Source organism: Hyphomonas sp., assembly GCF_046313975.1.
Lineage (GTDB): Bacteria > Pseudomonadota > Alphaproteobacteria > Caulobacterales > Hyphomonadaceae > Hyphomonas.
Window position 1 is genome coordinate 1 of sequence record NZ_JBKBXB010000015.1, and the last position, 25,377, is coordinate 25,377.

General features: G+C 64.6%; 28 protein-coding genes. 14 read left to right on the forward strand and 14 right to left on the reverse strand.

Features of this window, described 5'->3' with window-relative positions; all coding sequences use genetic code 11:
• The first annotated feature begins 362 nt into the window (after positions 1–362).
• The 10 genes from rpmI (at position 363) to ACK4TE_RS07235 (ending at position 8,270) form a co-directional block, all read left to right on the forward strand.
• A complete protein-coding gene (rpmI, locus tag ACK4TE_RS07190; RefSeq protein ID WP_409910816.1) occupies positions 363–563 on the forward strand; it encodes a 50S ribosomal protein L35 in 201 nt (66 codons plus the stop codon).
• 44 nt (positions 564–607) lie between these two features.
• Positions 608–970: a 50S ribosomal protein L20 gene (rplT, locus tag ACK4TE_RS07195; RefSeq protein ID WP_409910817.1), complete on the forward strand. Its 363-nt coding sequence runs from the start codon at positions 608–610 to the stop codon at positions 968–970.
• Positions 971–982: 12 nt separating this feature from the next.
• Positions 983–1,144, forward strand: a complete 162-nt coding sequence (locus ACK4TE_RS07200) for a hypothetical protein (protein ID WP_409910818.1) — start codon at positions 983–985, stop codon at positions 1,142–1,144.
• A 76-nt stretch (positions 1,145–1,220) separates the two neighbouring features.
• Positions 1,221–2,264, forward strand: coding sequence for an SMI1/KNR4 family protein (locus ACK4TE_RS07205; RefSeq protein ID WP_409910819.1), 1,044 nt, complete (start codon positions 1,221–1,223; stop codon positions 2,262–2,264).
• A gap of 75 nt (positions 2,265–2,339) precedes the next feature.
• Positions 2,340–3,416, forward strand: coding sequence for a phenylalanine--tRNA ligase subunit alpha (gene pheS / locus ACK4TE_RS07210; protein WP_409910820.1), 1,077 nt, complete (start codon positions 2,340–2,342; stop codon positions 3,414–3,416).
• The gene (pheT, locus tag ACK4TE_RS07215) at positions 3,416–5,809 is read left to right on the forward strand and encodes a phenylalanine--tRNA ligase subunit beta (RefSeq protein WP_409910821.1); all 2,394 of its coding nucleotides are present in this window, start codon (positions 3,416–3,418) and stop codon (positions 5,807–5,809) included. The genes pheS and pheT overlap by 1 nt, the downstream gene beginning before the upstream one ends.
• Positions 5,810–5,834: 25 nt before the next feature.
• Positions 5,835–6,650 carry an ion transporter gene (locus ACK4TE_RS07220; RefSeq protein WP_409910822.1) on the forward strand — a complete coding sequence of 272 codons (816 nt, stop codon included), beginning with the start codon at positions 5,835–5,837 and terminating at the stop codon, positions 6,648–6,650.
• Complete coding sequence (gene dapB, locus ACK4TE_RS07225) at positions 6,647–7,480, forward strand: 4-hydroxy-tetrahydrodipicolinate reductase (RefSeq protein ID WP_409910823.1); 834 nt, start codon at positions 6,647–6,649, stop codon at positions 7,478–7,480. Before ACK4TE_RS07220 ends, dapB begins: the two co-directional genes overlap by 4 nt.
• Positions 7,481–7,572: 92 nt before the next feature.
• Entirely contained in the window at positions 7,573–7,983 is a 411-nt protein-coding gene (locus ACK4TE_RS07230) for a PTS sugar transporter subunit IIA (protein ID WP_409910824.1), read from the forward strand.
• A complete protein-coding gene (locus tag ACK4TE_RS07235; RefSeq protein ID WP_409910825.1) occupies positions 7,983–8,270 on the forward strand; it encodes an HPr family phosphocarrier protein in 288 nt (95 codons plus the stop codon). The genes ACK4TE_RS07230 and ACK4TE_RS07235 overlap by 1 nt, the downstream gene beginning before the upstream one ends.
• Here ACK4TE_RS07235 and ACK4TE_RS07240 read toward each other — a convergent pair.
• The 3 genes from ACK4TE_RS07240 to ACK4TE_RS07250 all read right to left on the reverse strand — a co-directional run bounded on the left by ACK4TE_RS07240 (position 8,267) and on the right by ACK4TE_RS07250 (position 11,752).
• Positions 8,267–9,823, reverse strand: coding sequence for a 2-isopropylmalate synthase (locus ACK4TE_RS07240; RefSeq protein WP_409910826.1), 1,557 nt, complete (start codon positions 9,821–9,823; stop codon positions 8,267–8,269). The genes ACK4TE_RS07235 and ACK4TE_RS07240 overlap by 4 nt on opposite strands.
• Positions 9,824–9,977: 154 nt before the next feature.
• Positions 9,978–10,721, reverse strand: coding sequence for a TVP38/TMEM64 family protein (locus tag ACK4TE_RS07245; RefSeq protein WP_409910827.1), 744 nt, complete (start codon positions 10,719–10,721; stop codon positions 9,978–9,980).
• Between the two features lie 59 nt (positions 10,722–10,780).
• Positions 10,781–11,752, reverse strand: coding sequence for an oxidoreductase (locus ACK4TE_RS07250; RefSeq protein ID WP_409910828.1), 972 nt, complete (start codon positions 11,750–11,752; stop codon positions 10,781–10,783).
• Between the two features lie 142 nt (positions 11,753–11,894).
• Here ACK4TE_RS07250 and ACK4TE_RS07255 point away from each other — a divergent pair, with 142 nt between their 5' ends.
• Positions 11,895–12,488 carry a tetratricopeptide repeat protein gene (locus ACK4TE_RS07255; protein ID WP_409910829.1) on the forward strand — a complete coding sequence of 198 codons (594 nt, stop codon included), beginning with the start codon at positions 11,895–11,897 and terminating at the stop codon, positions 12,486–12,488.
• On the opposite strand, the gene ACK4TE_RS07260 is transcribed toward ACK4TE_RS07255, so the two are convergent.
• Positions 12,489–12,980: a polymer-forming cytoskeletal protein gene (locus ACK4TE_RS07260; protein WP_409910830.1), complete on the reverse strand. Its 492-nt coding sequence runs from the start codon at positions 12,978–12,980 to the stop codon at positions 12,489–12,491. It abuts the gene before it with no gap.
• Positions 12,981–13,069: 89 nt separating this feature from the next.
• Between ACK4TE_RS07260 and ACK4TE_RS07265 the strand changes: the two genes are divergently transcribed.
• Entirely contained in the window at positions 13,070–13,735 is a 666-nt protein-coding gene (locus tag ACK4TE_RS07265; RefSeq protein WP_409910831.1) for a GH25 family lysozyme, read from the forward strand.
• On the opposite strand, the gene ACK4TE_RS07270 is transcribed toward ACK4TE_RS07265, so the two are convergent.
• The 7 genes from ACK4TE_RS07270 to miaA form a co-directional block, all read right to left on the reverse strand.
• Positions 13,732–14,283, reverse strand: coding sequence for a GNAT family N-acetyltransferase (locus ACK4TE_RS07270; protein ID WP_409910832.1), 552 nt, complete (start codon positions 14,281–14,283; stop codon positions 13,732–13,734). The genes ACK4TE_RS07265 and ACK4TE_RS07270 overlap by 4 nt on opposite strands.
• Positions 14,284–14,295: 12 nt before the next feature.
• On the reverse strand, positions 14,296–15,315 hold the full coding sequence (gene ilvC, locus ACK4TE_RS07275) for a ketol-acid reductoisomerase (protein ID WP_409910833.1): 1,020 nt from the start codon (positions 15,313–15,315) through the stop codon (positions 14,296–14,298).
• Positions 15,316–15,370: 55 nt separating this feature from the next.
• Positions 15,371–16,012 carry a hypothetical protein gene (locus ACK4TE_RS07280; RefSeq protein WP_409910834.1) on the reverse strand — a complete coding sequence of 214 codons (642 nt, stop codon included), beginning with the start codon at positions 16,010–16,012 and terminating at the stop codon, positions 15,371–15,373.
• A complete protein-coding gene (gene ilvN / locus ACK4TE_RS07285; protein WP_409910835.1) occupies positions 16,009–16,578 on the reverse strand; it encodes an acetolactate synthase small subunit in 570 nt (189 codons plus the stop codon). The genes ACK4TE_RS07280 and ilvN overlap by 4 nt, the downstream gene beginning before the upstream one ends.
• Positions 16,575–17,267 carry a hypothetical protein gene (locus ACK4TE_RS07290; protein WP_409910836.1) on the reverse strand — a complete coding sequence of 231 codons (693 nt, stop codon included), beginning with the start codon at positions 17,265–17,267 and terminating at the stop codon, positions 16,575–16,577. The genes ilvN and ACK4TE_RS07290 overlap by 4 nt, the downstream gene beginning before the upstream one ends.
• 22 nt (positions 17,268–17,289) lie before the next feature.
• A complete protein-coding gene (locus tag ACK4TE_RS07295) occupies positions 17,290–19,083 on the reverse strand; it encodes an acetolactate synthase 3 large subunit (protein WP_409910837.1) in 1,794 nt (597 codons plus the stop codon).
• 184 nt (positions 19,084–19,267) lie between these two features.
• Positions 19,268–20,218 (reverse strand): tRNA (adenosine(37)-N6)-dimethylallyltransferase MiaA, encoded by a 951-nt coding sequence (gene miaA / locus ACK4TE_RS07300; RefSeq protein WP_409910838.1) that lies wholly within the window; start codon positions 20,216–20,218, stop codon positions 19,268–19,270.
• A 73-nt stretch (positions 20,219–20,291) separates the two neighbouring features.
• Here miaA and serB point away from each other — a divergent pair, with 73 nt between their 5' ends.
• Together serB and ACK4TE_RS07310 are read left to right on the forward strand one after the other, a co-directional pair.
• Positions 20,292–21,200 carry a phosphoserine phosphatase SerB gene (serB, locus tag ACK4TE_RS07305; RefSeq protein ID WP_409910839.1) on the forward strand — a complete coding sequence of 303 codons (909 nt, stop codon included), beginning with the start codon at positions 20,292–20,294 and terminating at the stop codon, positions 21,198–21,200.
• Between the two features lie 5 nt (positions 21,201–21,205).
• Positions 21,206–21,679 carry an NUDIX domain-containing protein gene (locus tag ACK4TE_RS07310; RefSeq protein ID WP_409910840.1) on the forward strand — a complete coding sequence of 158 codons (474 nt, stop codon included), beginning with the start codon at positions 21,206–21,208 and terminating at the stop codon, positions 21,677–21,679.
• Here ACK4TE_RS07310 and ACK4TE_RS07315 read toward each other — a convergent pair.
• From ACK4TE_RS07315 to ACK4TE_RS07325, 3 genes are all read right to left on the reverse strand, one after another.
• Positions 21,631–22,374 carry a murein L,D-transpeptidase family protein gene (locus tag ACK4TE_RS07315; RefSeq protein WP_409910841.1) on the reverse strand — a complete coding sequence of 248 codons (744 nt, stop codon included), beginning with the start codon at positions 22,372–22,374 and terminating at the stop codon, positions 21,631–21,633. The two genes, ACK4TE_RS07310 and ACK4TE_RS07315, sit on opposite strands and share 49 nt — an antisense overlap.
• A gap of 279 nt (positions 22,375–22,653) precedes the next feature.
• On the reverse strand, positions 22,654–23,295 hold the full coding sequence (locus ACK4TE_RS07320; protein ID WP_409910842.1) for a CDP-alcohol phosphatidyltransferase family protein: 642 nt from the start codon (positions 23,293–23,295) through the stop codon (positions 22,654–22,656).
• Positions 23,296–23,376: 81 nt separating this feature from the next.
• Positions 23,377–25,242 (reverse strand): ubiquitin-activating E1 FCCH domain-containing protein, encoded by a 1,866-nt coding sequence (locus tag ACK4TE_RS07325; protein WP_409910843.1) that lies wholly within the window; start codon positions 25,240–25,242, stop codon positions 23,377–23,379.
• Positions 25,243–25,377 lie beyond the last annotated feature (135 nt).

Below are 25,377 nucleotides of genomic sequence, written 5' to 3' on the forward strand. Positions count from 1 at the left end.
CAGCGCTTTCCCGGACCCGCATACGCCGCTTGAGGCTGAACAATACGATTCGGCACTCAAGGCCAGCGAGGCGCGCCTCCGGAAAATCACCGGACGCTGAGCGGGGGATGTCCGGAGCGAATTTCCCCTGACACGCGAAAAAGCTCCACTGTCCACACACGAGCGTCTGGACAGTTTCTGGACGGGCTTTAAGGCCGAATTCCACAGGCAACCCCGCCTCATTCACCCGCCCCCTTGATTCTTGCCCGCGCCTCCTTCATAAGCCGCCACTTGCCGACAACCGGGGCGACGGCATTGCCCCCTTGTCCGCGTCTATCGGGCCGCCGGATCTGGTGTGAGCTCTACAGTTTGAGGAGAAAAACATGCCGAAGATGAAGACCAAGAAGGCCGCTGCAAAGCGCTTCAAGATCACTGCGACAGGCAAGCTGAAGCACGGCGTCGCCGGCAAACGCCACCGCCTGATCAGCCATAACGCGAAATACATCCGCCAGAACCGCGGCACGACCGTCGGCGCCAAGGCGGACGAAGCCCGCGTCAAGAAGTACCTGCCTTACGGCCTGTAACTTCCAACTCATTGATCTTTAAGCAGACCTAGCAGGAAGCCCCGATGCCCCGTTCCCGCGCCAAAGTGCCCGCACACGCCCGTCACAAGAAGATCCTGAAAGCCGCCAAAGGCTTCCGGGGTCGCCGCAAGAATACCTTCACCAACGCCCATGCCGCCGTCTGGAAAGCCGGCGAGTACGCCTATGTCGGCCGCAAGGTGAAGAAACGCGAATACCGCTCGCTCTGGATCCAGCGCATCAACGCCGCTGTCCGCATCCATGACGACGCGCTGACCTATTCAAGCTTCATCAACGGCCTGACCAAGGCCGGTGTGGAAGTTGACCGCAAGGTCATGGCCGACCTCGCCGTGCGCGAGCCGGAAGCCTTCGGCGCCCTCGTCGCCCAGGCCAAAGCAGCGCTCGCTTAAGGAGACCCCGACATGAGCAAGTCCCCGAACAGCGTTCTGGATGCCGGCAAGAAGCCCCGCGTGAAGCGGCGCAATGCCAAATGGACCAGCAACCTTGCCAAGCGCGCAAAGGTGCGGGTTTTCGGTAACACGAAGAAAGCCCGTCTCGCCCGCAAGAAAGCTGCCCGCGCTTAATCTGAGTGCGCGCACTGGCAGTTACTGCCCGGCTGAATTAAGTCTCCGGACACCCTTGTCTCCGGAGGCTTTTTTCATGGGCGTATCGACGCTGAGCGCAGCCCTGCGGATATCGCTGGGACTTGCCCTCACCGGCTTTGCGCTGGCGGCGGGGCTGTGGCAGCGCTCGCCGTGGATCTTGCCTTTCATGGCGGCGGGCTTCACGTCCGCCTACCTGTTCGGCCAGCTGCGGCTCTGGCGCGTGGCGCGCAATTCCGGCAAGCTGAAACGCTACTGGCTGCAGCTGCCGGGCGATTTCACCGTGCAGCTGATCCTCGTCTCGGTGCTGTATCTGGTCGGTTTCGGCCTCAGCGCGCTGTTCAGCGGCGGGGTGAGCGTTGCGCCCTTCGCGCCGGGCGATGCCATCTGGCCGCTGGGCGTGGGCGCGGCAGCCTCTATCCTTGGCCTCTATATCGACCGGGTGGAAGGCAGGCCCTCCAGCTTTTTCCCGGCCTGGATGACTGGCAAGGATGATGATCCGGACAACCCGGACCGGACGCATATCCGCATCCTGCCGGGGCAGGTGTCGGTCGACTCCTTCTATGCCTTGCAGGTGTCTGCACCGGCAGACGAGGGCGCGGGGGTCGAGGTTCAGCCGGTTTCCCCTCGCGGTCTCAGTGAGGATGACATCACCCGAGCCGAGGCCCGCCTCGGACGGGCCCTGCCGGATACGCTGATCGATCTCTACCGGCGCCAGAATGGCGGGCAGGTCGCGCCGCTGTGCATTCCCTTGCCGGAACATCCGGAGGCGAAGCGATATGAGCATGTGCTGATGCCTTTCGGCAGTTACAATGATCTAGTGCCCGCAGAGCACCTGCGCACGGTGCTGGAGACGGTCCGTGACTATGCCGATCCGGATGTGCCGGGCGAGGCCTATGTGCCGGAGGGGGCCGCGGCGATGATCGTGCTCGCCCAATGGTACAGGGAGACGCTGTTTCTCGACTATAACCAGCCTGGGGCGCCGCGGGTCGGCTTTACCGATCTTGACCGGTTCGATCTGGAGGGGCGGCCGGACGAGGTCACCTGGTGGCCGGATTTCGAGGCATTTTTCGCGGCCCTGCGCCATTACGATCAGGTTTAGGCCCGCGCGAGGCGGGTTGGCGAGGCGGGCGGACGCCGTTAAACACCGCCCTTGGTTTTCCGGAAGGGGCAGACATTGTCCGATATCAGTTCCATCGAGCAGGAAGCGCTGGCCGCGATCACGGCAGCAGCGAGCCTGGAAGCGCTTGACGCGGTGCGCGTGGCCGAGCTGGGCAAGAAGGGCCGGGTGTCCGGCCTGATGGGCACGCTGGGCGCGATGGCGCCGGAAGAGCGCAAGGAGAAGGGCCCGGCGCTCAACGCCCTGAAAACCCGCATCGAGGATGCCGTGCGCAGCCGCAAGGGCGCGCTGGAGGCCGCCGCGCTTGAGGCACAGCTGGTGCGCGAGAAGGTGGACCTGACCCTGCCGGCGGCGCCGTCGCCGGGCGAGGGCGCGCTGCACCCTGTGATGCAGGTGTTCGAGGAGATTGCGGCGATCTTCGGCGATATGGGTTTCCGCGTGGCGGAAGGGCCGGACATTGAAGACGACTGGCATAATTTCACCGCGCTGAATTTCCCCGAAGGCCATCCGGCGCGGGAGACGCACGACACGTTCTTCCTGAAGGCCGGCGACAATGCACTGCCGAAAGTGCTCCGTACACATACGAGCCCGGTTCAGGTCCGCACGATGATGAGCGAGAAGCCACCGATCCGCATCCTGGTGCCGGGCCGCGTGTTCCGCAATGACTGGGACGCGACGCATACGCCGATGTTCCATCAGGTCGAGGGTCTCGTCATCGAGGAGGGCATCCATATGGGCCACCTCAAGGGCTGCCTGATCGATTTCGTCAAAGCCTTCTTCGAAGTCGACAATGTCACTGCGCGCTTCCGCCCGCACTTCTTTCCGTTCACGGAGCCTTCGGCCGAGATGGACGTGCAGTGCCAGCGCTCCGGCGGCGTGGTCGAAGTGGGCAAGGGCACGGACTGGCTGGAAGTGCTGGGCTGCGGCATGGTGCATCCGAACGTGCTGCGCAATTGCGGGCTTGATCCGGCCGTGCATCAGGGCTTCGCCTTCGGTATGGGCGTCGACCGCCTTGCCATGCTGAAATACGGTATGCCGGACCTGCGCCCGTATTTCGAGGCGGACCCGCAGTGGACGCGCCATTATGGCTTCGTGCCGTGGCTGACACCGTCCGTGAGCGGAGGGCTCAGCTGATGAAATTCACCCTCTCCTGGCTCAACGATCACCTCGTCACTAAGGCGAGCCTTGAGGATATCCTTGCCTATATGGGCAAGGCCGGTCTTGAGGTGGAGCATGTGCTGGACCCGCGCACGGCGCTGACGCCCTTCACGGTGTGCAAGGTGCTCGAAGCCGAGCAACATCCTCAGGCGGACAAGTTGCGCGTCTGTAAGGTGGACACGGTTGACGGCATCAAGCAGATCGTCTGCGGCGCGCCGAATGCGCGGGCCGGCATGACGGCCATCTATGCGCCGCTCGGCACCTGGATTCCGGGCCTCAACATGGCGCTCGACAAGAAGCCGCGCGCCATTCGCGGCGTCGAAAGCCATGGCATGATGTGCTCCTCGCGCGAGCTGGAGATCGGCGACGACCATGACGGCATCATCGACCTTGACGGCGACTTCGCAGTCGGCGCGCCGGCAGCCGATGCGCTTGGCCAGTCCGACCCGGTGATCGATTTTGAAGTGACGCCGAACCGGCCTGACTGGCTGGGTGTGCAGGGTATTGCGCGCGATCTCGCCGCGGCGGGAGCAGGGCGTTTCCTCCGCAATGACGCGAAGAAAGTGCCGGGCAGCGGCGATTGTCCCATCGAGATCCGGCTCGAAGCGCCGGAGGCCTGCCCGAAATTCGCAGGTGCGCTGGTGCGCGGCGTAACCAATGGTCCGTCCCCGGACTGGATGCAGGCGCGCCTGAAGGCGGCCGGCCTTCAGCCGAAATCGCTGCTGGTGGATATCACCAACTATATCTCTCTCGACCGGGCGCGCCCGCTGCATGTCTACGATGCGGCGAAACTTTCCGGCGCGGTGGTGGCCCGCCTCGGCCGGAAGGGCGAAAGCCTGGAAGCGCTGGACGGAAAAACCTATCAGATCACGGAAGACATGTGCGTGATTGCGGACGGCTCGGGCGCCATCGGCCTCGGCGGCGTGATGGGCGGTGTTTCGACAGCGGTCTCAGCTGAGACGACGGACGTGTTCATCGAGAGCGCCTGGTTCGATCCGCTGCGCACGGCGCGCACGGGCCGCGCAACCGGGATTCACTCGGATGCGCGCTACCGGTTCGAGCGCGGTGTTGATCCGCAAAGCTGTGTCGACGGGCTCAATCTCGCGATTGCGCTGATCCTCGAATATGGCGGCGGGACGGCCACGAAGGCGCGGATCGAAGGTTCCATCCCGGCGCGCACGCAGAAGGTCACCTTCTATCGCGGCGATGTCGAGCGCCTCACGGGCCTCGTCGTGAAACCCGCCGAGATGAAGCGTATTCTCAAGGACCTTGAAATCGACATCGAGGATGCGGGCGATGCCTGGTATCTGATGCCGCCTTCGCACCGGTTCGATATTGACCGGTCTGCGGACATTGTCGAGGAGATCGCGCGGCTTGTCGGTTATGACCAGCTGCCGACCACGTCGCTGCCGATGACGGCCGGCATGAAGCAGGGCGTTGCAGCGACGCGCCAGACACGCGTGGCAACCGCCCGGCGGGCGATGGCGGCGCGCGGCTTCCTCGAAGCGGTGACCTGGAGCTTCATGGCGAAGGAACACGCGGCCCTGTTCGGCAAGACCGAAGAGGCGCTGACCGTGGCGAACCCGGTGGCCAGCGAACTCAACTACATGCGCCCGTCCGCGCTCGGAAACCTCGCGCAGGCGGCGCAGCGCGCGGCCAATCGCGGCGAGCGCGGGATCCGCCTGTTCGAAGCAGGGCCAATCTATCTGGGCGATGGCCCGAAAGATCAGCGTACGGTCATTGCCGGCCTCGTGCAGCCCGCGCCTCAGCGCCACTGGCAGGGCGCGCCGAGACCGTATGATGCCTATGCGGCCAAGGCCGATCTCTTCGCCCTGCTCGCCGCGCTCGGTCAGCCGGGCGAGAAATTCCAGGTCGGCCCCGCAACGCAGCCCCACTGGCATCCCGGCCGGTCCGCAAGCCTGAAGCTTGGCCCGAAGATGACGGTGGCGAATTTCGGCGCACTGCATCCGGCGGTGCTGAGGGCGCTGGATGTGGATGGGCCGGTCTATGCGTTCGAGCTGAACCTCAACGCGCTGCCGGTGATGAAGGCGAAGGCGACCAAGACCAAGCCGGTGCTGGAACGCGCCGACCTGACGCCGATCCGGCGTGACCTTGCTTTCGTGGTCGATGCCGATCTCGCGGCGGGCGAACTGGTGCGCCATGCTCAGGGTGCGGAGAAACAGCTGATCGCCAAGGTCGATGTGTTCGATGTCTATCAGGGCACGGGCGTGCCGGAGGGCAAGAAGTCGGTCGCGTTCGAGGTGACGATCCAACCGCGCGAGGCGCTGAAGGACGATCAGATACAGGCGATCATGGACCGCGTGATCGCTTCGGTGCAAAAGGGAACGGGCGGCGTGCTGCGCGGCTGAAGATGGCCGGGGAAGGGATCGGGCGATGGGTGTGAGGCGGCGGCTCTACGAGGCACTGGCGCCCGAAGCGCGCGCGCCCGGCACCGGCCTGTCGAAGACCAACCTTGCAATTGTTGCGCTGGTGCTGGTCAGCTTCCTGTTCCTTGCGCTCGAAACCGAGCCCGTGATGACGGCTCAACCCGTGTGGCAGCAAACCTTTGCGATCTTCAATATCTCCGTCATTGCGATCTTCGCAGTAGAGTATCTGCTGCGCGTGTGGACCGCGGGCGAGGATCCGCAATATCGCGGCCTTTCCGGGCGCTGGCGGTACATCACGCGCTTCTATTCGCTCGCCGACCTTGCGGCCTTCCTGCCGGAACTGATCGTGATGGTGACCGGCGCAGGCACATCGCTGTTGGTGCTGCGCGTTCTGCGTCTGGCGCGGCTCGTGAAGATTGCGCGCTTCATTCCGGCGTTCGAGGCGCTCGGCGCGGCGATGAAGCGGGCAAGCTCGCTACTTTATACATCGCTCGCGCTGGCGATCACGCTGGTCTATGTCGCTGCCGTGCTCCTCTATTTTGTCGAAGGCATCGGCGGCAATCAGCAGGACGCCTTCTCGTCCATACCGCGGGCAGTCTGGTGGGCGGTGGCGACGCTTACGACGGTAGGCTATGGCGATGTCTATCCGGTCACCGCCCTCGGCCGGTTCTGTGCCGGTATCATTGCCATCGCCGGCATCGGCGTCGTCGCGCTGCCGGCGGGCGTGTTTGCCAGTGCATTTTCCGACGAACTGCGCGAAAGGGAACTGGCGAAGCTGAAACAGGAACTGGACGATGTCCGCAGCGAGGAGACAGGCCAATGAGCAGTGCTGAAGGCAAGCCCATGGCAGTGGCGATCGCCGGCATCGCTGGGCGGATGGGGCGCCAGCTGGCGGCAACCGTGATTGACCGTGGACTGACATTGGCCGGCGGCTCGGAAGTTGCCGCAGCGGGCGTGTTCGATGAGGATATCGGCACGCTGGCAGGGCGGCGTGCTGTGGGGCTGTGGCCATCGCCTAAGCCGGCAGAGGCGGCGGCCAGCGCGGATGTGTGGATCGATTTCACCCGGCCGGAAGCGACGATAGCGGCGCTCGGTGCGCTGAAAGCAGCCCCGGTGCGCGCGGTGATCATCGGCACGACCGGGTTCACGCCGGAGCAGGAGGCGATGATCGGCAAGGCCGCAGGGCGCTTTGCCATTGTCAAGGCGGGCAACTTCTCACTCGGTATCAACCTCCTGCAGGCGCTGGTGAAACAGGCTGCCGCAAGCCTCGGCACCGACTGGGACATCGAAATCCTCGAATCGCACCACCGGCTCAAAGTGGATGCACCGTCCGGCACCGCGCTGATGCTCGGCGAGGCGGCGGCGGCAGGTCGAGGTAAATCGCTGAAGGCGCTGCAGGCCGCGCCCTATCTCGGCGCGGATGCCCAGCGCAGGGAGGGCGAAATCGGCATGGCCGTGCGCCGGGCCGGGGGCATTTATGGTGAACACGAAGTGATGTTCGCCTCGGCCCGCGAGACCCTGCGGCTGTCGCACATGGCGCTCGACCGCACGGTTTTTGCCGAGGGTGCGGTCCATGCCGCGCTCTGGGCGGCGGGGCAGAAGCCCGGCCTGTACAGCATGAACGATGTGTTGGGCCTCGGCCACACCGGCTGAGGAAAGCGCCTTTGTCACGGCCGATTGCGGCTTGACGCGCCGCAGCATCATGCCAACCTCACATTTCTGTAAAGGTTGAGCCTGTCCGCCGTATGATCGGTATTGTTGTCGTCAGCCATGGAAGATTGGCCCACGAGCTCGTCGCCGCCGCCGAGCACGTCGTGGGCCGGCTTTGGCGTACGCGGGCCGTTTCCATTGATGCCGATGAAGACCTGGACATCAAGCGTGAGGCGATCTTCGAAGCCGTGAAGGCCTGCGATGCGGGCCGGGGTGTTGTCGTGCTGACCGACATGTTCGGGGGCACGCCGTCGAACCTGGTGCTGTCGCTGCGCAGCCGGGCGCGGCTGGAAATCGTCTCCGGCGCGAATCTGCCGATGCTGATCAAGCTCGCCCAGATCCGCGAGCAGCTGTCGCTGGAAGAGTGCGCGCAGGACGCTGCCGAGGGCGGGCGCAAGTATATCGCCATCGCCTCCGACATTCTTGCCAAGCTGCCTTCCTGCTGATGAGTGAACCGTTTACGGCCCATCGGCGCGCCACCATTGTCAATCGAAAGGGCCTGCACGCGCGGGCGTCTGCAAAGCTCGCCAAGGTCGCGGCCGAGTTCGACGCGCAGGTGTTTGTCAGCCATGAGAGCGAGACGGCGGATGCCCGCTCGATCATGGACCTGCTGATGCTCGTCGCACACACTGGCTGCACGGTAGAGATCAAGGGAAGGGGACCGCAGGCGGATGCTGCGGTCGATGCCATTGTCCACCTGATCGAAGACGGCTTCGGCGAAGACCGCGGCTAAGCCGCCTTGCGTTTCGCCTTGCGCACTTCGTACTTGTTGAGGGCGTGCAGGTAGGCCTTGGCGCTGGCGACCAGCGTGTCGGGGTCGGATGAGCGGCCCGTTGCCATGATGCCGTCGCCGTTGAGACGCACCGACACGGTCGCCTGCGCATCCGTTCCGCCGGTGACCGCGTGCACCTGGTAGAGTTCCAGAATGGCCGTATGCGGAACAATCTGGCGGATGGCGTTGAACACCGCATCCACAGGGCCGTTGCCGCGCGCGATGGCGAACTTTTCCTCGCCGTCGACCACCAGATCGATTTCCGCCGTCTGCGGACCATCCGTGCCGGCGACGACGCGCAGGCGCTTGAAACCAATCCGCTCGCCTTCCGCCGCGAGCTGTTCATCGACAAGGGCGATGATGTCATCATCGAAGACATGCTTCTTGCGGTCGGCGAGATCCTTGAAGCGTTTGAAGGCGTCGTTCAGCGCCTCGCCCTCGATGAAATACCCCACCGATTCAAGCTTGTCGCGGAAGGCATTGCGGCCCGAAAGCTTGCCCATCACGAGCGAGGTCTTGGCGACGCCGACATCTTCCGGCTTCATGATCTCGTAGGTTTCGGAATTCTTCAGCATGCCATCCTGGTGGATGCCGCTTTCGTGCGCGAAGGCGTTCTTGCCGACGATGGCCTTGTTGTACTGCACCGGGAAACCAGTGATGCGGCTGACCATCGCCGAGGCGCGGGCGAGATAGGAGGAGTCGATGCCGGTCTCGTAGGGCAGCGTGTCGCCGCGCACTTTCATCGCCATCACGATCTCTTCCAGCGCTGCGTTGCCGGCGCGTTCGCCGAGGCCGTTGATCGTGCATTCGATCTGGCGCGCACCGTTCGCCATGCCGGCGAGGGAGTTGGCAACCGCGAGGCCGAGATCGTTGTGGCAGTGCGTGGACCAGATCACCTTGTCCGAGTTCGGAATGGTTTCGATCAGCCTGCGGATCAAGGCGCCATACTCGTCCGGGTGCGAATAGCCCACCGTATCTGGCACGTTGATGGTGGTGGCGCCGGAGGCGATGGCGGCGTCGATGCATTTGCAGAGGAAGTCGAACTCGGTGCGGGTTGCGTCTTCGGCGCTCCATTCGACATCATCAACGAGGTTGCGGGCCTGCGCGACCGAGCGGCCAACCGCTTCGAGCACGGCGTTCGGGCCCATCTTCAGCTTGTGCTTCATGTGCACGGGGCTGGTCGAGATGAACGTGTGGATGCGCGGGCGCGCGGCTTTGCGCACGGCTTCACCGCAGCGGTCGATATCGCTGGGCGTCGAGCGGGCGAGGCCGCAGATCACGGCGCTTTTCGACTGGGCGGCAATAGCGCTGACGGCGGTGAAGTCGCCTTCGGAAGCGGCCGGGAAGCCAGCTTCGATGATATCGACGCCCATCTCCTCGAGCACGCTGGCAAGGTCCAGCTTTTCATTGTGCGTCATCGAGGCGCCGGGCGACTGTTCGCCGTCGCGCATCGTGGTGTCAAAGATCAATACGCGGGGCTTCGTCGCGGATTTCGCGGTGGATTTAGAGGTCATGGCGGTGGGGGCTCGGGGTCGTAATGTCGTTGGGAGGGCTCAAGTCGCGTGTTGGACACCCCTGACCGCGCGTTCGCCCTATCGGGGGGCGACCGGCTCCGGCCAGGGGCCGGTAAGAAGCAGAAGAAGGGGCAGGACTTTGCGCATGGGCGGACTATTCGCCGTGTTTCTGCCCGCTGTCAATCGTGGCAGCGGCGCTCTCGGGAATATCTTGCCACGCCTTCCGGGCCCGGCGTACGACGAAAAAGGCGATGCCGGCATAGAGAGCCACCGCGCCGAGACCGAACAGGCTGGCCATCACGGGGTTGCCTTCGAAGGCGGTGACCACGGTTTTCCAGCCAACGGCCACGAGGGCGATCTTGGGTATGATTCCCAGACCCATCCCGATCCAGTAATCGCGGAACTTCGCCGCGCTGGCCCCGAACACCATGTTGACGATCAGGAACGGGCCGGCCGGCACGCTGCGGACCACGGCGCTGGCGATCAGGGCATTCTGGCCGATCAGGCGCGACAGTTTCTGCGCGCGGGGGCCAGCATAGCGTTTCACCGCCGCCTCGCCGCCTGCCCGACCGATCCAGAAGGTCAGTGCGCCTGAGATCATGTTGGCGACCCAGGCATAGACGGCGCCCGGCAGGGGACCGAACACGGCGATCGAGGCGGCGATCAGTGCGAATTGAGGCACCCCGATGAAGGCGGCGACGCAGAAGATTGCGACCACCGCCGGAAGGCCCCAGGGGCTTCCGGCGAGGTTGCGCAGCCAGGCTTCGGACTCTTCCAGTCCCGGCAACAGGCCGGACTTGCCGGCAAAGAACACCGCCAGCACAGCCGCCAGCAGGCCAAGCCCCAGATAGAGGGCGCGCCGGGAAATCTGCGGGGTGGCGGGCGTCGTTTCGGTCATCGCGGCTTCTGGTGCGCCTCGCGGGGCGCGGCGTCAATCTGGCGGTGGCAGGGGCGCTGTCAGGCGTCCGCCAGCATCTTCTCGCTCATCGCCCAGAGCTTCTCGGCGCGGGCGTCATCGCTGATCCATTCGCGGGCATGTTCGTATCGCTGGCTCTCGGGCGTGGCGGCTTTGGCGATGTCGCAATCCTCGCAATAGACGCCGCCCCTGCCGGCGAGCTTCGGCGCGGTGGCAGCCCAGACGCTGGTAGAGGCGCCCTGTTCGGGCGTCTTGAAGGATTGCTTCACGCGCTCCGGCAGCGTGCCGTCGGGATTTTTCCAGCCGAGCACGACCATCTCTTCGTCCGGCAGGTGGCGCTGGAGGTTGGTGAAGATACCGCCCGGATGCACCGAGAAGGCGCGCACGCCGACATCACGGCCGAGCAGGTCGACACCCAGGGCGAAGAGCGCGTTGGCGGATTTTGACTGTCCGTAGGCGACCCATTTGTCATAGGCGCGCTTTTCGAAATGCGGGTCTTCCCAGATCACGTCGGAAAGCGTGTGGCCGGTGGAGGAGAGGGCCACGACACGCGCGCCTTCAGCTTCCTGCAGTTGCGGGGCGAGTTTCATCGCGAGCGCCATATGGCCGAGATGGTTGGTGCCGAACTGGCTTTCCCAGCCCTTGCCGACGCGGGCGAGCGGGCATGCCATGATGCCGGCATTGTTGATGAGAATATGCAGGGGCCGTTTTGTTTCCGCATACTGATCGGCAAAGCGGCGCACGCTGGCGAGGTCGCCGAGGTCCATCGCAGCGATCTCGATCTCGCCGGCGACACCGGCAAGCGCTTCGGTGGCGGCGTCCGTCCGGCGTGCGGGAACGGTGACGCGCGCACCTGCAGCGGCGAGGGCGCGGACAGTTTCGAGGCCGATGCCGGAATAGCCGCCAGTCACAATGGCGTTACGGCCGGCAAGGTCGATGCCGTTCACCACTTCGCGCGCCGTGCTCTTTGCGTGGAAACCCGAACCGATCGGCACCTGGTCTGCTGCAGCCATGACTGTTCCTCCTCTGGCACCCCGCCGCGAATGAGGTTAGCGCTCTGACCCTGCAGCCGCCACTGTATTCTGCGCGTGGCGGCCTGCCCCTTCCTTGCCTAAATTCAATGTTATCTCTTCTGGCCTGAATGGAGACCCGATCATGAAACTGCATATGATGCTGGGCGCCCTCCTCGTGAGCTGCGCCCTTGCGCTGCCCGCCTCCGCCCAGTTCGGACGCGTCGAGCGCTCGAAAGCCGAGATCGCGCTGGAGCAGTCTCAGACGCAGATCGAGAAGGACAAGACCGCGCGCGAGGCGGCGCTCGCGACATGTTCCGCGACGAACCTCGAGGCGTGTTTCACGCTCGCCGACATGCAGCGCACAGGGCGCGGCGGGCCGCAGGACCTGAAAGGGGCTGCGAGAACCTACAAGACCATGTGCAGCGCGAAAGACGGACGCGGCTGCGCGGGACTCGCTTACCTGACGGTGCAGGGCCGCGGCGTTGCCGAGAGCCAGGCCGAAGGCCGGGCGCTGTACAAGAAGGCCTGTGACTATGGCGATCTCAGCGGCTGCGCGGCGTTCGGCAACATGGCCTATACCGGAACTGGCGGCCGCAAGGATGTGACGGCGGGCATCAACGCGCTGACACAGGCCTGCGAAAAGGGCTATGAATGGTCGTGCGAGCGGATGCGCCAGCTCGGCGTCTATGACCCGAAAGACCGCCCGTTCGAGCGGCTGCGCGACCTGAAAGGCTGATCAGCCCGCAGCGGTGCGGGCGCTGTCTGCCGAAGCAGCCGGCACGTCTGCGCGGGCAGGGGCCAGCGGCGCAACGTTCGACAGATCGGGGACCGAGGCGGCGCGGTTGATGTGCGCCACAGAACGCTCCGGCGCGATCAGGATGTCGGCGCTGACGAATGTGCGTTCCTCGACCCGCATGGACGGCGCGAAGGCCGAGCCTTCGAGGCGCCCGCCAGTACAGACTTCCAGCGACTTGCTGGCTTCAACATCGCCGCGCGCAGTGCCGTGCACGATAACGGTGGCGGCGCGGATTCGGCCTTCAATGCTGCCGGAAACCTCGATCAGCACCATGTCATCGGTTTCGACATCGCCGCGCACCTGGCCGCCGACGATGACCGGCCCGACGAAGCGGAACTTGCCCTCGAACTGGCCGCCGGTGGCGAGCGAGTTGCCAAGGCCGCTTTTCGCGGGCTTCTGCGGCGCTTCTGTCCGGTTGGGTGTCGATGCCATCGTCAAGGTCCTTGTGTCCGCCCCGTTTTCACAGGTTAACCTATTGTTAACTGAAGAAGAAGGGCACCGGTAGGATGGCTGCAAGATTCATGCGGCGCGGACTATGGCCCGGGCTCGCCGGCGCAATCCTCCTGCTGGCCGGGTGCATGCCGGCCTCGCGGCCCCCGGAGGCATCGCCGCTTCTGCCGCCGGGCGCGGAAGGCATCGACCTGTCGCATCACAATGGCGCGGTGGACTGGACGCTGCTTGCCACCGAGCCGTTCGAGTTTGTCTACCTGAAAGCCAGCGAGGGCACCGGGCACGCCGACCCGCAATTCCAGACCAACTGGGCATCCGCCACGCGCATCGGCTGGCGGACCGGCGCATACCATTTCTACCTGCTCTGCCGACCCGGCCTCGCGCAGGCGGAGAATTTCATCCGGCAGGTGGAAGTGCGCGCCGGCACGCTGCCGCCCGCCGTTGACCTTGAGCATGCCCATAATTGTGCGGCGCCCGGCACCCGCGCCGAAACGATGGGCGAGCTGCGCGCGTTCCTCGCTGCGGTGGAGGCGGAGTATGGGCAGACGGCAGTGATCTACACGACGCCCGCCTTCCATGCCGAATGGCTGGCGGGCGAGGACTTCGGGCGCCATCCGCTCTGGGTCCGCTCCCTCAGCGGACCGCCTGACCTGACCTATGCGATCTGGCAACATTCGATGAAGGGCAGGGCCAGGGGCATTGACGGCCCGGTCGATCTCAACCGGGCGGCGGACTAGATCGTCTTGCCCATCCTCAGGCCCGGCACGTCCACGCCGCCGGCGGAGGCGCTGATCATGTGCTCGATCGGCTCATAGCCGCAGGCGCGGTAGAGCGGTTCGCCGGCGAGGGTAGCCATCAGTTCGACACGGGTGAAGCCGGCCTTGCGCGCGGCGCCTTCGCAGATGGCGAGCACATACCGGCCAAGGCCGCGCCGTGTGAAGTCCGGATGCGTGTACATGGCGCGGATGCGGGCCGCGTCTGTGCCCATCTTCAGGAGCGCGGCATTGCGCTGCGCGGTCGAATGGTCGCCGCCATAGAGCGTGGCGCGCGGACTCCAGCCGCCGGAAGCGACCAGTTGCCCGCTGGCAGCATCATGCACGGCGAAATATGTTCCGTCCACGATCAATTGCCGGTCAAGCCCCATGATGGAGCGCGACAGGGCGACCTGTTGCGGTGTCAGGAAAGCGGGAAGCAGGGCGCTGATGGAAAGCTCCATCAGCGCCGCAATCGCGTCTTCGTCGGCGGGCAGCGCGCGGCGATGCGTAAACCCCGCAAGGCTCGCCATGCGCTATGCCTTCTAGTTCCGGCTCTTGTCGACGAGGCGGTCGTTCTGCGCCCAGTGCATCATTCCGCGCAGCTTTTCGCCGACGGCTTCGATCGGGTGGCTGGCCATGCGCTGGCGCATGGCGTGGAAGCCCGGCGCGCCGGCCTGGTTTTCCAGCACCCAGTTGCGGGCGAAGGTGCCGTTCTGGATATCTTCCAGCACCTTCTTCATCTCTGCCTTCGTCGCGCTGTTCACGACACGCGGGCCGGTGACATATTCTCCGTACTCGGCCGTGTTCGAGATCGAATAGTTCATGTTGGCGATGCCGCCTTCATAGATCAGATCGACGATCAGCTTGGTCTCGTGCAGGCATTCGAAATAGGCCATTTCAGGCGCGTATCCAGCTTCAACCAGCGTCTCGTAGCCGGCCTTGATCAGCTCGACGATGCCGCCGCAGAGCACGGCCTGCTCGCCGAAGAGGTCGGTCTCGGTCTCTTCGCGGAACGAGGTTTCGATCACGCCCGCGCGGGTGTTGCCGATGGCCTTGGAGTAGGAGAGGGCAACCGCCTGCGCCGTGCCGGTCGCGTCCTGGTGGATGGCGATCAGGCCCGGCAGGCCGAAGCCGCGCTGATACTGGTCGCGCAGCGTGTGGCCGGGGCCCTTCGGGGCGGAGAGTGACACGTCAATGTCCGCCCGCGGGCGGATCAGGTTATAGTGGATATTGAAGCCGTGGCCGAACATCAGATGCTGACCGGCGCGCAGGTGCGGCTCGATCTCGTTGGCGAAGAGGACGGCCTGCTTCTCGTCCGGCACGAGGATCATCAGCACATCGGCCCACTTGGCCGCTTCTGACGGCGTGATCACGTCAAGGCCGGCGGAGGTCGCTTTCTTGCGCGAGGCGGAGCCTTCCTGCAGTGCGACCTTGATATTCTTCACGCCGGAATCCTTGAGGTTCAGCGCATGGGCGTGGCCCTGGCTGCCATAGCCGACAACAGCGACCTTCTTGGACTGGATCAGTTTCAGGTCGGCGTCTTGTTCGTAGTAGATTTTCATGTGGGTTCGCAGGCTCCGGTGAAGGGGTGGGGAAGGGCTTGATTGTAGGTGCTGATCAGGAGGCGTTGCAGACCCAGCCGGGGCTGACATTTGCAATGCCGATGACGAGATTGTTCAGCCGGCTGACGGGATCATCCGATCCTGAATGCCGGGAAAAGTTGCGCGCGCCCACCGCCGTTTCGGCGCGGGTGATGATGTCGTGACTGTCGAAGACGAGCCGGACGCTGCGTGAGCCGTCCGGATTGATCGTCACGTCTTCGCGCGGGCCATATCCGGGTACGGACGGATCGCTTGCGCTCGAGAGCAGCGTGGTCAGCTCATTCGCCTTGTCTTCCGCCAGCGGCACCTGCAGCCGGCACCGCGGACCCTTGCCATCCGGCACAGAGCGCGCATCCAGCGTCAGCTTCCCGTCATCCGCCAGCACGTTATAGACATAGGCCGCGCCGCTCGGGGAGGCGGTGTCGATGATCTCGACCATGGAGTCAAAGCGCAGGCCGTAAATCTGGCGGGCCCGGTCGCGGATGCCGGCCGCGCGGTCGATATCGCAGCTGAGGCGGGCTTCATCGGGATTGGCGCCGAGCGTGTAGGCCGCGTTCTGCAGCGCCGTCTCGCAGGCTGACGTCTGGGCAGCCGCCATGAGGGGCAGGGCGAGCAAGGCCAGACCCGCGAGCGTGCTGCGCGAGAGACAGGGTTTCATCCTTTCTCCTTTCCGCGTTTGATCGACAGGACCCCGGTGCGGCTGACCTCGACCAGGCCCAGCGGGCGCATCAGGTCGATGAACTGGGTCAGCTTGTCCGAGGCGCCCGTGACCTCGAAAATGAAGCTCTCATTGGTGGTATCTATCACATGTGCGCGGAAAATCTCAGCGATGCGAAGCGCCTCGACACGCTTTTCTCCGGTGCCTGCAACTTTCACGAGGGCCAGCTCTCGCTCGATCCCGCGCTTGGAATTGGTGATGTCGATGACTTCGGCCACCGGCACGAGGCGCAGGAGCTGGGCCTCGATCTGTTCAAGGATGTGCGGCGTGCCTTGCGTAACAATGGTGATGCGCGAGCGGTGCTGGCTGGCATCCACTTCGGCTACGGTGAGCGAATCGATGTTGTAACCCCGGCCGGAGAAGAGGCCCGTGACCCGCGCCAGGACGCCCGGCTCGTTGTCGACCAGTACCGCCAGTGTGCGCCGTTCGATGGCTTCATCCTCGTGCGCAAGGAAGTAGGCCGATTTCGGCGAGCCGTTGTTCGGAGGGGTCTGGCCGTCGCTCATTGAAGCCTCTGGGATTGTGCAGCTGCGGCGGCGCCGAATTTCTGACCGGGCCGGCGGGATTCGAGTTTGGATTTCAGCGCCTCGGTCTGGGCAATCGCGCCGCGCCGGGCTTCACTTTCCTGGTCGTCATAACGCCCGACGATTTCGTCCATGCGGCGCGGATCGAGATGCGCCTGCAGCTCCGAGACAAGCAGGCGGCGGCATTCGTCGATATAAAGGCCGCTGTCTTCGGAGGAGGGGCCGCCTTCGCGGGTCATCGCGTCCAGCTCGTGATAGGCCCACATCAGCGCATCGAGGATCGGAGGGCGGTGGCCGCGATAGGCGCCTTCCTTCTCCGCGCCTTTCTTCTCCGGGTCGAGGTTCGGGAAAAACATCCGCCCCCGGTCGACCAGCGTGGAGATGGCGACCATCAGGTTCGCCTTGTTGGCGAGGAAGGCGCCGTCATTGGCCTGCATGTTGCGGGTGCGCGCAAACATGGCGGCCCGGGCGAGAATGTCGATGGCGGCATTGCCCCAGTCGAGACTGGCCGCATCGATGCTCTGGCGCAGGCGTTCGGTCTGCAGCTTGCGCTGGCGGCGGGTCTCCCCGCGCGCGATCAGGGCGCTGATGATGGCGACAAAGGCAGAGACCACGGCGATGATCACATCGGCATGGGTCTGCCCGAAGGTGAGCAGGTTCGTCGTGTCCATCACCGTCCCCGTATCTGCCCTGTCAGACGAGCTTGCGGCCCGCTTCCCCGATCTCGTTACCCGTTATCTCGCCGAGAATCATCTGGTTGTGCGCAGAGCCCGACGGGATCATTGGCAGGCAGTTTTCCGCCCGCTCGACCCGGCAGTCGAATAATACCGGGCCCGGATGGTCAATCATTTCAAGGATTTTCGCGTCCAGTTCGTCCGGCTTGTCGCAGCGGATGCCGTGCCCGCCGAGGGCTTTGGCCAGCATCACGAAGTCCGGCAGGCTTTCCGAATAGGAGTGCGAATAGCGCTCGCCATGCAGCAATTCCTGCCACTGGCGCACCATGCCCATCCACTCATTGTTGAGGATGAACACTTTCACCGGCAGCTTGTGCTGCACTGCGGTAGAAAGCTCCTGCATCATCATCTGGATCGAGGCTTCGCCGGCAATGTCGATGACGAGCGCGTCCGGATGCGCCGCCTGCACGCCGACCGCGGCCGGCAGGCCGTAGCCCATCGTGCCGAGCCCGCCCGAGGTCATCCAGCGGTTTGGTTCCTCGAAATGATAGAACTGCGCCGCCCACATCTGGTGCTGGCCGACTTCGGTGGTGATGTAGGTCTTGCGATCCTTCGTCAGCGCATAGAGGCGCTCGACCGCGTATTGCGGTTTGATCACGTCTTTCGAGTTGGCGTAGGCGAAGCAGCGGCGCGCGCGCCAGCCCTCGATCTGCTCGCGCCAGGCGGTCAGGTCCGGCAGCTTGCGCTTCAGCGCCTTGATCTCGGCAATCAGCGCTTCCAGCGCTTCGGCGCAGTCTCCCAGCACCGGCACATCCACCCGTACGATCTTGTTGATCGAGGAGGGGTCGATGTCGATGTGGATCTTCTTCGATTTCGGCGAGAAGGCATCGATCCGGCCCGTTACCCGGTCATCAAAGCGGGCGCCGACGCAGATCATCAGGTCGCAGTCATGCATCGCATTGTTGGCCTCGTAGCTGCCATGCATGCCGACCATGCCCAGCCAGTCAGGATGCGAGGCCGGGAAGGCGCCGAGGCCCATCAGCGTCGAGGTCACCGGAAACCCGGTCAGCTCCTGCAACTCGCGCAGCGCGGCGGAGGCGCGCGGGCCGGAATTGATAACGCCGCCGCCGGTATAGAAGACCGGCCGCCAGGCCTTGGTCATCAGCTCTGCCGCCGCCTTGACCGCTTCGCGCTTCGGGATCGTCTCGGGCACATAGGTCGGCTTGAAGATGCCGTCCTTGCCGACATAGGGGCCGGTGGCGAACTGGATGTCTTTGGGAATGTCGATCAGAACCGGGCCTGGCCGGCCGGTGGTGGCGACATAGAAAGCCTCATGGATCGTGCGCGCCAGCTGGTTTACGTCGGTGACAAGGTAATTGTGCTTCGCGCAGCTGCGCGTGATGCCGGTCGTGTCGCACTCCTGGAAGGCGTCCGTGCCGATCAGGTGGGTGGGCACTTGCCCGGTAATCACCACCATCGGGATGGAATCCATCAGCGCGTCGGTGATCGGGGTCACCATGTTCGTCGCGCCGGGACCGGATGTGACGAGGGCGACCCCCGGCTGGCCGGTGGAGCGGGCATAGCCTTCGGCGGCATGCCCTGCGCCCTGCTCGTGGCGCACGAGGATATGGCGGATCGCGTCCTGTCCGTAGAGCGCGTCATAGATCGGCAGCACGGCGCCGCCCGGATAGCCGAACATCACCGTGACACCCTGCTCGCGCAGCGCTTCCACGACGATCTGCGCGCCGGTCATCATGCGCGGGCCGGTTTCGGCAGTCGTGGGGGCAGGCTTTGCCTTGGTCCTGGTGGTCATCGGAGAGCTCTGGGAGGGAGTGGAGGGTTGGTAAAGGGTCAGGTTTCCGCCAACAAAAAAGGGCCTCCGGAGGAAGCCCTTTTCTGTGCGCACCCGCAACCGCCTGAGGGGATCAGGCAGCTACGGGCGCCGAAGGATTACTACGGTCATTTTGCGCAAGGGGCGTTTCCTCGAATTCAGGTGCTCAGGCATAATCTTCCGCTTGAGCTGTGTCAATCTCCCTATAAAGGGCAAAAATGACCCTCAGACGGTCTCCCATCTCCGGGGAAGGGATGCGCGGCCAGAACGGAAACTGCCGTCCGATCCAGGTGAATTGCCGTTTTGCATAGCGGCGCGTGTCGCGCTTTGCATTTTCGGCGGCTTCCTCCGCGCTCATCTCGCCCCGGGCAAAGGCCGCGAGCCAGGGCATGCCGTGGGCCTTCATCGCCGGCAGTTCCGGATCGAGCCCTCGCGCTACCAACGCCCGCGCCTCCGCCATCGCGCCCTGCATCAGCATGCCCTCGAAGCGCCGGTCGATCTTCTTGTAGAGCGCCGCGCGGGGAGGGGTCAGGGCGACCCCCATCCAGCGGCCTTCCTCCAGAACGGGCGGCTGGCGCTCGGTCTGGAAGTCGGTCAGCGGCCGGCCGGTGGCGAGCCACACCTCATAGGCGCGCGCAAGCCGCTGGCGGTCGCCGGTCCCCAGCCGTTCAGCCAGTTCCGGATCATGCGGCATCAGCCGTGCGCGCAGGCCGTCGGCGCCTTCCGCGTCGTTGATGGCCTTCACCTCGGCGCGGATTTCCTCGGGCACCGGCGGGATGTCCGACAGACCCTGGGTCAGCGCCAGAAGGTAAAGCCCCGTGCCACCGACAAAGATGGCATGCTTGTTCTGCCGTTCCAGCCGCTTGATCACCGCGCGGGCTGCCTCCAGCCATTCGCCGGTCGAAAAGCGCGTGGCGGCGTCGACATGGCCGAACAGGTGATGCGGCACGCCGGCCATTTCCTCTTCGGTCGGTCGGGCGGAGATCACCTGGAGGTCGCGGTAAACCTGCATGGAATCGGCATTGATCACCTCACCGCCGAGGCGGCGGGCGACTTCAATGGCGAGGGCCGACTTGCCGGAGGCCGTGGGCCCGTGAATGAGGATCACAGGATGCATTCCCCACACCTAAGGGCTTGCCCGCCGGGAGGAAAGACTCATAGAGACAGACCGTCCTCCGGAGTGCTTGCCCGTGAACCATGACTGGATCGTCGCCGGTGTCTGCCGGGAAGGCGCGTGTGACCTTCAATCGCTGCTGCCGGCCTTTGTCGGCCTTGCCGGTGCGCAGCCGGCAGGCTGGATGGATCTGACCTCCGGCGCCCCGCTGACCGCCGCTGCCATGCCCTTCCGCGGCCCTGAGGACGCGGCGCAGAAACTCCGCACGGTCATCGCCCAGCACAATCTGCCAATCGATGCAGCGGTGATGCCCGCCGCGCAGTTCCGCCGCAAACGCCTGCTGATCTCGGACATGGACTCCACCATCATCGGCCAGGAATGTATCGACGAACTGGCCGATGCCGTCGGCCTGAAGCCGCAGATTTCGGAGATCACAGAACGCGCCATGCGCGGCGAGCTGGATTTTGAAGCCGCGCTCACCTCGCGCGTTGCCATGCTGCGAGGTCTGCCGCTCAGCGAACTGGACCGCACCCTGCGCGAGCGTATCACGCTGAACGCAGGCGCCCGAACGCTGATCGCCACGATGAAGGCGCATGGCGCAGCCACGCTGCTCGTCTCCGGCGGCTTCACCTTCTTCACCTCGCGGGTCGCGGAGATGGCGGGCTTCAATGCGCACCTTGGCAACCTGCTCGCCGATGACGGGCTCGCCCTGACCGGCGAGGTCGGCCACCCGATCATCGGGCGCGAGGCGAAGCGCGAAGCCCTGCTCGAAGCCGTCTCGCAGCTCGGGATCGGAACGGACGATGCCATCGCCATGGGCGACGGCGCCAACGACCTCGACATGATCCGCGCCGCCGGCCTCGGCATTGCCTACAAGGCGAAGCCCCTGGTTGCCGCAGAGGCGAACGCTTCCATTCAGCATACGGATCTGACGGCCGCGCTGTTCTTCCAGGGCTACAGAGCCTCAGACTTCGTACACGGATAAAACACATGCCCTCGCTTCGCACGCTCGCCTTCCAGGCCTGGTTCCGCATCAGCCGTCCGATGACGCTGGGCGTGCGTGCGGCAGTCGAGAATGAGAATGGCCACATCTTTCTTGTGCGCCACACCTATACCCGGGGCTGGTTCATGCCGGGCGGCGGCGTCGAGCATGGCGAACCGGCGCTGGAGGCGCTGCGCCGGGAACTCGTCGAAGAGGGCGGCATCCGGCTCACCGCCGAGCCGCAAGTGTTCGGTTTCTATTCCAACCACCACAATTTCCGTAACGATCACGTCCTGCTCTACCGCGTGCCCTTCGGCAGCTGGGAACAGGTGGGCGCCACCAGCGCAGGTGAAATCGCGGAGACAGCATGGGTCGATCCGCTTGATCCGCCTGCGGACATAACGGCCGGCAACCGCCGCCGCCTTGAGGAGCTCTATCGCGGCGCGCCAGTTTCGCCCTGGTGGGCACCGAGAACCTCATAGGCCTTGCCTGAAACCTTCACACGCGGCACGCGGGCCGTCTGGTCAAACTGTATCCAGGCAGGCGCAAGGCTCTGCCAGAAGGCCGCATGTTCACTGGCTTCATGTGCCTTCAGATTGGCGGTAGTCATGGGGAAGGGGAAGATGTGGACATTCACCGCACTCTGCCCATTCTCATAGGCGGCCTGCATCAGCGTCCAGATTTCCTCGATTCCCGCATCCGTCATTGCAAAACAGCCGACCGACACGCAGCTGCCATGCACCATCAGGAAACTTCCCGTGCGGCCATGGGCGCGGTCGAAAGCGTTCGGATAGCCGAGATTGAAGGAGAGATGGAAGCTGGAGGCCGGGTTCATCTGTGCGGGCTTCACCACATAGAAGCCCTCCGGGGCCTGCATGTCGCCTTCCTTCTGCTTCGGCCCGAGTGATCCGGATACGGAGCAGACCGGCCAGGTACGGAAGGCTTTGAAGTCGCCCTTCGCATCGGCGACATAGGCGGTCAGTTCAGCAGGCTGTTTGGTCAGGCGCAGGTACACCGGATTGCCAAGCGCGAGGCCCTTGGCGGCGAGCGCCTGTTCCAGCGCCGGTTTCGTCTTCGCATAGGCCGCATCGGAGCGCTTCGTCGCCGGAACCGTGTCAGCGTGCGCAAAGGCAAAGAGCGCTGGCAGGCAAAGGAAGGCGAGCGCAGCCAGCAGCACAGCAATAATGTTCGGTCGTTTCCCGGCCCGGTGTCTCATGTGTGCCAGACTGGAACGCAAATCATGGCAGCAGTCGGGCAGCGCTGCGCCTTGCGTGCGGCAGTATGAAAATTTCCGGGCCTCTGATTCACGATTTGTTGAGGCTGGCGCGCTACTCTTTTTGTGTGGCGTCCCCTGCGCCACTCGGAACTACCGGCGGGCCGGGACTTCTCCCTCCAACCCACCCTGATCCCACCGCTGGCTGCGCCGGCTCCCATGTCCCCGGGGGCCGGCGTTTCCTTATGCTGCGTGGCGGATCGCGCGGACATATTGCGCCGCCGTCAGCAATGACAACGCCGCCGCCAGCCAGAGCATGCACACGATCAGCGCAGCCGCACCAACGGCCAGCGGGTCAGCGCCCTGCGCCGCCTCAACCGTGGACGGCGCCAGCGCGAAGGGCAGCATCAGGCCGGCAATCGTGACCATCTCTACCGCTGTCTTCACCTTGGCGAGATTGCTGGGCACGACAACGCTTGCTGCTTCGGGCCGCGTGCGCAGCCAGGTCATGAACACATCGCGCGCAATGATCAGCGCGGCCGGCACGTAGATCAGCCAGGATTTCAGCGTTATCGCCACGCCGAGCAGGGCGAAGCCGACCAGCAGCTTGTCGGCAATCGGGTCCAGCCAGATGCCGAACCGGCTTTCCGCTTTCAGGGCACGGGCAGCCCAGCCGTCGATGAAATCGGTGAGCGCGCCGGAAATGAAGGCGAGCAGGGCGAACTGGTGCCAGAGCTGCGCCATCGTCGCAAAGCGCAGCGCCTCATCCCCGCTGGCAGCGGCCTGCGCAGCGCTTATGCCGGCCGCCTGCAGCGCGCCGAACAGCACCAGCACGGCGAACACGCAGCGCGACAGGGTCAGGGCATTGGGAATCCAGACGAGCATCGCCCAGTCCTAGCCACCCGGAGCCCCCGGCCGCAAGCGCTGCTTGCCAGCGCTGCAGCCGGGATTACAGGTGCTGAGCGATCAGCGCGTCAGGCGGACTTCGTTGATCGAGCGGGCAATCGCCTGGAACACTTCGCGCAACTGGGCAGAGCCCGAGGCGAGGTAGGCATGGCCGGGGCTGGTCGCGCAGTCGTTCAGCAGGCTTTGCGCCGCCGCGATGCTCCCGACCTCGAACCCGATCGTGTAGATAATGATGCCATTGTCCTTCATCGCCTGGCAGTAGGCGCGCGCCTGCTGATAGGAGGTGCCATTTGTGGCGTTGCAATTGTTCTGGTCAGCGGTCGAACCCGAACCCGACGTCGAGTTGCCGGCGATCACGCCGTTACAATAGGCCGTGTTGAAGTCACCGTCGGTCATGAACACGGCGATCTTGAACAGGCTGCGCGTGTTGTACGGGCCAGGACGGCTGCCGGCCGGGAAGATTTCGCCGAAGTTCGGCGACAACGTGTACCAGCCCCACACGGCGCCCATGTGTCCGGCCGTCGAGCCGACCTCGTCCAGGGCGCTGATCGCGTCCTTGAGGGTCGTCTTGTTGCTGGTCAGTGGCACGATCGGGTTGGCGGTCGTGCACGGGTTGCCCGACGGCGGATAGTGCAGGCCGACAAGCGCTTCGCTCGGGCGGCGGTCGGTCAGGGCATCGGCGCCCGTGCGCTCGGTTGCGCAGGTCGAGACTTCATGCACACGCTGCGCGTTCGAGGCCTTGTTGAGGAAGCGGAAATAGCGGCAGCCATAGGTCGTGCACCAGATCGAGCCGCCATTCGTGTAGGCGCCCGAGGACGGGGCGACCGATCCGGTCGCGACAAATGTATTCGCCGTGCGGTTGGCCACCACCCAGGTCACGTTCGCACCCGTGTTGAGGCTCGTCATCCCGTTGACGCCGTTGACGACGACATGATCGCCGTTCTGGAAGCCGTGGTTGGCCGATGTCACTGTGGGGGCGCAGCCGGCGTTGAGGCATTTGCGGATCTGGCCGCCGCTGGAATAGCTGCCCCAGCCGGAGCTGTTGGTGCTCCGCAGGCGGAAGGTGTTGGTGGTCACGCTGGCGACCGTATAGGCCTTGTTGTTGACCTGCGTCATGCCGGTGACGCCGCTGATCCATACGGAGTCACCGTTGGCATAGCCATGATTGTTGGAGGTCACGACGGCCGGGTTTGCCCTTGTGATGCCGGTGATGTTCCTGACCGTGGCGCCATCCTGCCAGACCGCATTGGTGATCGCCTTGCTGCCGGGAATGGCGCCGCGGACCGTGTCCGCATAGTCGCCCACAGCCACGGCGGCCGCGTAGGGAACAATCGATGCCTTGGAATAGAACGGCACCTGCACGTCCTGGATAACAATGTCGATGAAGTCGGTTGCCGCTGCCTTCAGCGCCGTGATGCGCGAGCCGGACATCGACCCCGTGATGTCGAGGATCAGGGACACTTCCAGGGAACCCTGGCCGTAGGTCGCAGCAGAGGACACGGTAAATTCAAGGTATTGCTTGCCGGCGATCTTGGAGAGCGTCGTCTCGTTGGTGCAGTAGACAGAGGCTTCGAGTTCCTCATTGTCCTCGCCGAACACAAGGTTCAGCGGGCCGCAATCGAGGAAGGTATCATTCTTCAGGCCGAGGATTTCGCGGAAATAGGCGTTCGCCTCGACCGTCACCTGCTCCTTCGGCGCGTTGGCCTCGAGCGATTTCACGGCCGAAAGCACCGCCCCGTCCACAGCGTACTGGACCTTGCTCTTCTTGGTCACGGTCATCTGGAAGTCGAGCGCAAAGCCCGCCACCGTGATGATCGGAATGACCGCCAGCGCCGCGATGATCGCGACATTGCCGCGCTCGCCCCTGGCAAACTTTGAAACAAAGCTGCCCGCCGTGTTGATGAAGCCCCGGATACCCATCGCCATACGCCCTTGTTCGCGGACTCGCCGCAGAATGTATCAGGGCAGATATGACAGATGGGGCTTTCGGTCTGGTTTCCGGGCTTCCGCAAATTATGACCGGCATGGTAGGGTCCGGTTAACCCTCCACTTCCCGATTCG